This window comes from Candidatus Cloacimonadota bacterium, from assembly GCA_020532085.1.
Lineage (GTDB): Bacteria > Cloacimonadota > Cloacimonadia > Cloacimonadales > Cloacimonadaceae > Syntrophosphaera.
Map to the genome: position 1 here is coordinate 1 of JAJBAV010000066.1, position 5,911 is coordinate 5,911.

The following is a 5,911-nucleotide window of genomic DNA, read 5'->3' on the forward strand; positions in this document are numbered from 1 at the left end:
GCCGGAGGGGACCCTCCTTGACAACCTCGAGAGGAAGTTGACGGAACACGGCGTGATTATGCGACCGATGTCGCCGCAGCAGATCCTGGATTCAATGGACGGGGAGATAAAAGGTGGGCTGCCCGATCTCATAGCAAAGATAATAACCCTCATCAAATGCAGGAGCGGGACGGTAGATGGCGCTCTATCGGGTACCACGCTGAAGTGGGGCGACAGGACTTTGCTGGCTATCGTGAAGCCGGTCTTCCAAGCTTACGAGAATGCGTTGGCACAAAGAGGGGAGATTGATTTCAACGATATGATCAACAAAGCGGCTCTGGAAGTACGGAACGGAAGGTATCCCAACCCCTACAGGTACGTTATTGTGGATGAATATCAGGATATTTCCGCATCCAGGTTCAACCTTCTAAGCAGTCTGAGAGAGGATCGGGATTACAGATTGTTCTGCGTCGGCGACGATTGGCAGAGCATATACGGGTTCAACGGGAGCGATATCGGCTTCACGTTCGATTTTATGAAATATTGGGGACCGACCGACGTCTGCAGGATCGAGAGGACATACCGCTTCCCCAGGGGGACCGCCGAGATAAGCGGCGAGTTCATCATGCGAAACCCGAAACAGATGAGGAAAGACATCCTTTCGGACATCGAGGGCGACGAGGTCCCGATGGAGGTTGTCATCGAAAAAACCGAAAGGGACGCCATGGGCACGATGTGCCACATGCTCGATTCCTTTCCGGACGGGTCCACCGTGTTCATGATAGGACGTTACACTTTCGACATCGACAGATTGCGGAACATAGAGCGTTTCACATCCTTTTATGATAAAACGACAGGGATGATCCGTATGGTCTACAATGGCAGGGAGGACCTCAAGATCAATTTCATAACGGCCCACAAGTCCAAGGGGCTGCAGGCCGACTACGTGTTCATAATCAACAATCTTGACGACCACAAGGGGTTCCCCTGCAAGATTGCGGACGAAGGCATCGTCGGATCGTTGACAGGCGGAGGAGAATCTTTCCCGTTCGCCGAGGAGCGGAGGCTTTTCTACGTCGCCATGACGCGCGCCAAACGTAAAACCATCATCCTGGCGGAAGAAGCCAGGGCGTCAGAGTTCGTCAACGAGCTGGAACATCGTTACGGCGACAGGCTGTCAGATAAAACGAAGATATGTCCGATGTGCGGCGGACGTCTCGTGAAAAGGAGCGGGCAGTACGGCGAGTTCTACGGCTGTTCCAATTTTCCTTCCAAGGGCTGCAGATTCAAGAAGAAGATCTGACGGCTTTTCAAAATTAAGACATCTGGCTAATTCTTGGTTCAGCGGTCTTTATCGCCCTCGGGATGCGGGTCCGATGCGATTTCGACGTCTTTGCCGGTCCTCCGTTCGTCCCGTGCTTTTTTATTATCCGCGATCCGCCGGACATCCGGCCCCAGCAGGCCGGTCACGGCCTTGAAGGTGAGTATCGCTCCGATGGCAAGCAGAGGCATCCCCACGGAATAGTAGACCAAGGACTCGGGCAGGAACGGGTAGATGGAGAATGCCAGGAAGACAAGGAAGGCAATGGAAGCCATAGTCAAATTCTTCTCCTTGTATCCTGAGACGGCTGCGAAAAGCATCACGATCCCCAGCAGGACGTCGAGCTCCTCCACGCCCCCGAGGTCCAATGCCAGCGCGGATACGGAGAACGTCAGTGTGGACGATCCGAACATCAACGACATCATGCCGGAGGTTATCTTGCCGGCGGTGAGGCCGAGCGCCGCGTAATAGAGGATTATCAACGACATGATCGCCTTGGCGATGTCGTACGGGGTGCTGGACATTACCACGAAGTCCAGGGCCGCGTTCAGGTAGAACGCCCCGACCATGAAGGACAGCAGCCCCATGACGACGAAACCTCCCGTTCCCACAGCCGAATTGGCGGCGGAGGCCTTCTCGTCCTCCTGCCATGGGTACGTTTCCTTGTCGGATACGACGGTGTACCACGCAGAAAATCCGTAAAGAAGCGATGCGACTGCCGATATCAGGCATGCTGCGCCGATCCATCCGAAGGAAAGGCCCCCGATCAGCGAATATGTCATCGCCCCTACGGCCATCACGCCGGTGCCGATGGCCAGCAGGCCGTCCCCACGGAGGGCGAAAGATGCCGCGGGAAGCAGAAGGAACGCACCGACCATCAGGTCAAGCGACGAGATGTCGCCGCCGCCCAGCAGGGCGGACGCGGAGAACACGACCGTGCTGGTCCCCGACAAAATGAGCGCCAGCCCCTCGGGTATGGCACGTTTTGAAAGGATGTACAGGCCTATTATGAGGACGAAGGACATCATTATGAGCTTGGCCATGTCGTACGTCATCGGGTCTGACAGACGGGCGTCCGTCTGGAAACTTATGTAATAGACGCCCACGACGAAGTTTACGAGACCGTAAAGCACCATGCCAGCGACTATCGCCCCGATGTTGTCCCGTGCGTGATACGGCCGCGGAACGAATTTCCAGTTCATTCTATGATCCTCTCTGCTTCGTCTGAAAAAGACACGGCCGTTCGGTATCGCCAGTATCGTAATTAATCGTTGCGAAATTATGCGTTTTCCTTAAGTGCCGTGAACTCGGCTATGCAGGTGCATCTCTTCGGTGGCGACGGACGAAGCCCTAAGGCCGCATCTTATCAGATGTAGAAGTAGTAGGCGTTCAGAAGATGGTCCTCTTCATACTTCTGCGCCAGCGTATGCAGCGTGTTCTTCACGGACCGCAATTCTACGTTTCCAGATATGAAAGCGTTCAGCAAATCGCGGAAGCGCTTCTTCTCCGGCTCCGTTGCCTTATCCTTAACGTACCCCCATACGTGCTGCGCCGCATCGACGGCGTTGTTCGCTCCGATAGGCGCAACCAGCGATTCCTCGATCGAACGGTACATCTCGAGGGCGGGATAGGATGTCTTGTCTTTCAGCAGCTCCCTTATCGCATGATATCTGTCGGGGGCCCTCTCCATCACGGAGTACTTGTAGCACGCCCAATCGGCCTCGAGAGCTTTCATGCCCCTGTCCGAGACGCAGTTGATGCATTTCAGGGCGGAGAGGTTCTTGTCCTTTACTTCGAGCATGATGTCCGTCCCGGTCCGGGAGACCTCGCCGTAATAGTCGAGGAACTCGTCGATCCTTATGGACTCGGAATGGGCGCCCGGCCTCTTGCCAAGGTTCTGTTGCGAGTAATGGACCTTCTGAGGACCGTCCTCTCTTGTCCAAGTATCCTTGCACTCCTCGATCCATTCCACATCCCTTCGTGAAGCGTCCGCGGGGTTCACCGCGTTGTGCAGGTTGTCGTATACCGCCGGCATGCCCGCTTCGGACGCGGTCTCGATGACGTCCCGGATGTCGAACAGCTTGTCGTCGTTCTCCAGCACAAGCCTCCTCTTCACGGCTTGATCGAGACGTTTGTATCTCGACACGAAACGTTCTTTTGCACGTTCTTTATCGCCGTAGACCCCTCCGAGATGCAGTACCATCTTGTGCTCCGGACCCAACCCCAAACCGTCGAGGACCTTCGCGTGGTATTCCAGGTCCTTCGCCGCCCTGTCAGCTATGTTCTCGTCGGTCGAATTCAGCACGGTGTACTGTCCCGGGTGCATAGACACCCTCATCCCCGTCCTGCGGACCTCTGCGCCGATGGACCCGAGCTTTTCCGAATAACGTTCCTGCCACGGAAGCTTTTCCGCAAGGCTGGAGCCGAAAGGTATCAGGTCCGAGGATATCCGGAACATCCGGATGCCGTTTTTTGCGTTATAGGATACGAGCCTTCCGAGGGCGTCGAGGTTGCTCCCGATAAGCGATAGAAGCAGATCGTCGTCCGCGTTTTTCATGATGCAGCTCTTCATGCCGCTTCCCGGCACACCCAGCGCGAGGCACGCGTATCCGATGCTCATATGACGTCCCCTCCGCGCCTCAGGTACATAACGGGGTATAGGCCGGTCCGGGATAATATATCTCTTTACGGGCCGGACGGCTCACTCCGATCTCCGGACGACGGGGAACCTGATGATCGTCTTCAGCCTGCTCTCTTCGACCCTGTTCGGGTCGGAGAGGTATATCTCATGATAGGGGCCGTTGACATCGTATTCTTTTTCCTGGATGTATTTCATCAGTCTTTCCATCGATTCGCCCACGGAGCCGTAGCTGCCTATGTGCAGCGTCTGCACCGAGAGCCCCTCCTCGGTTTCGAAAAGGTGCGCCTTGTCCAGGTCCAGTCCCGGTTTCTTTTTCCTCACGGACTCTTTTACGGATTCGAACAATCCCTCGTCTACGAACTCGGGCTGGCGGATCGCCATCTTCCATACCCAGGTGCTCTCGTCCTCGATGCAGAACGGAGTTTCCAGCGTCCCGTACAGGCCCTCGGGCGGCATCACGGTGTATTCGTAGTACCCTTCGGGCTGCACTCCGTGCATCCTGCACATCTTGATCCCGTATGCAAGATTGAAAACGACCTCCATCGTCTTCTGTATGTTCTCCCCGGTCAGCGGACCGTTGCCGTCCACGGCTATGAACTTCATTGACGGTACGGAAACTTCGAAGATCCCTTCTTTCGGAGAGTACAGGTCCTTGCGCTCTTTCTTGAAATCTCTCTTCATGTCGCGGCCTCTTTTTCGAATCATCTTATGGTATTATAAGTACAGACACTTCGAAGAAAGGCTATCCCGGAATAGCATCATGCACGAACTGACGAAATTATAGTTCAGGTAGTCCCCGAAAACCTCCTATCTATCGTCTATGAATCAGGATTATACGTACGTACATCCTCGCGACCGTCCGTACATGGTGCACTTCGTCGACGCCAAGACGCTGGTGAACGCCCGCGGAAGCATGAACGTCTACCGCGGGTGCACCCACGGCTGCATCTATTGCGATTCGCGCAGCAGATGCTACCGTTTCACGCACCCCTTCGAGGACGTGGAGGTCAAGCGGAACGCACCCGATCTTCTCGAGAAAACGTTATCGTCCAAGCGGAAGAAGTGCATGATAGGCACCGGCTCCATGAGCGACCCCTACATGCACTGCGAGGATGAACTGAGGATGACTAGAAAGTGCCTCGAGGTCATAGAGCGCCACGGTTTCGGCGCCACTCTGATCACCAAATCGGACCTGGTGCTCCGCGACATCGACCTTCTGGAGAGCATCAACCGGAAGGCGAGGTGCGTGGTGCAGATGACGCTCACCACCTACGACGAGGAGACGTGCCGCATACTGGAGCCAGGCGTCTGCGGCACCGAGAGGCGCTTCGAGGTTTTGAAGGAGTTGCGGGACAGGGGGATACCCACTGTGGTGTGGCTCACTCCGATACTTCCGTTCATCAACGACACGTGGGAGAACATCTCCAGAATACTGGGATACTGCGAGGAGGCCTGCGTCAGCGGCGTGATATGCTTCGACATGGGGATGACGCTCAGAGACGGCAACAGAGAATACTACTACACCGCACTGGACGAACACTTCCCCGACCTCAGGGACAGGTACGTCCGGACCTACGGCGACTCGTACGTCTTACGTTCGCCTAACGCAGACGGTCTGATGAGGATGTTCAGGAGACGGTGCGAGGAGAACGGTATGATATCCGACCCGGACGCCTGTTTCGAGTTCATAGGCCGTTTCCCGGAGAACGGCATACAGACCACGCTAGATGTCTGATACATCGGCATTTTCCTTTCGTTCGGTCCGCCGGGGATTCGATATTTTTATGACATCCAAGTCGTCCGTAGCCTAAAGGCAAACCATAAAGCCCGCCATCTGCATCGACTGCAACCATGGGGCCCGAAAGCGACAAGAGGCCGGAAAACGTGGACGACCGTTACGGATTCCATCGGTTCAGAGAGGCCAACGCCGGATTCGTCCGCGGAGAGATCGGTGTCAAGGAGTACAAGGG

General features: G+C 55.6%; 5 protein-coding genes. 2 read left to right on the forward strand and 3 right to left on the reverse strand.

From position 1 onward, the window contains the following. A partial coding sequence (locus LHW45_10775) for a UvrD-helicase domain-containing protein (GenBank protein ID MCB5286053.1) occupies window positions 1-1,282 on the forward strand: 1,282 nt, incomplete at its 5' end. Window positions 1,283-1,320: 38 nt separating this feature from the next. Here LHW45_10775 and LHW45_10780 read toward each other — a convergent pair. The 3 genes from LHW45_10780 to LHW45_10790 all read right to left on the reverse strand — a co-directional run bounded on the left by LHW45_10780 (window position 1,321) and on the right by LHW45_10790 (window position 4,622). Then, window positions 1,321-2,502 carry a hypothetical protein gene (locus LHW45_10780; protein ID MCB5286054.1) on the reverse strand — a complete coding sequence of 394 codons (1,182 nt, stop codon included), beginning with the start codon at window positions 2,500-2,502 and terminating at the stop codon, window positions 1,321-1,323. A gap of 164 nt (window positions 2,503-2,666) precedes the next feature. Beyond that, window positions 2,667-3,920 carry a UV DNA damage repair endonuclease UvsE gene (gene uvsE, locus LHW45_10785; GenBank protein ID MCB5286055.1) on the reverse strand — a complete coding sequence of 418 codons (1,254 nt, stop codon included), beginning with the start codon at window positions 3,918-3,920 and terminating at the stop codon, window positions 2,667-2,669. An 81-nt stretch (window positions 3,921-4,001) separates the two neighbouring features. Then, window positions 4,002-4,622: a GyrI-like domain-containing protein gene (locus LHW45_10790; protein ID MCB5286056.1), complete on the reverse strand. Its 621-nt coding sequence runs from the start codon at window positions 4,620-4,622 to the stop codon at window positions 4,002-4,004. 187 nt (window positions 4,623-4,809) lie between these two features. On the opposite strand from LHW45_10790, the gene LHW45_10795 reads away from it, so the two are divergent. Further along, window positions 4,810-5,676 carry a radical SAM protein gene (locus LHW45_10795; protein MCB5286057.1) on the forward strand — a complete coding sequence of 289 codons (867 nt, stop codon included), beginning with the start codon at window positions 4,810-4,812 and terminating at the stop codon, window positions 5,674-5,676. Window positions 5,677-5,911 lie beyond the last annotated feature (235 nt).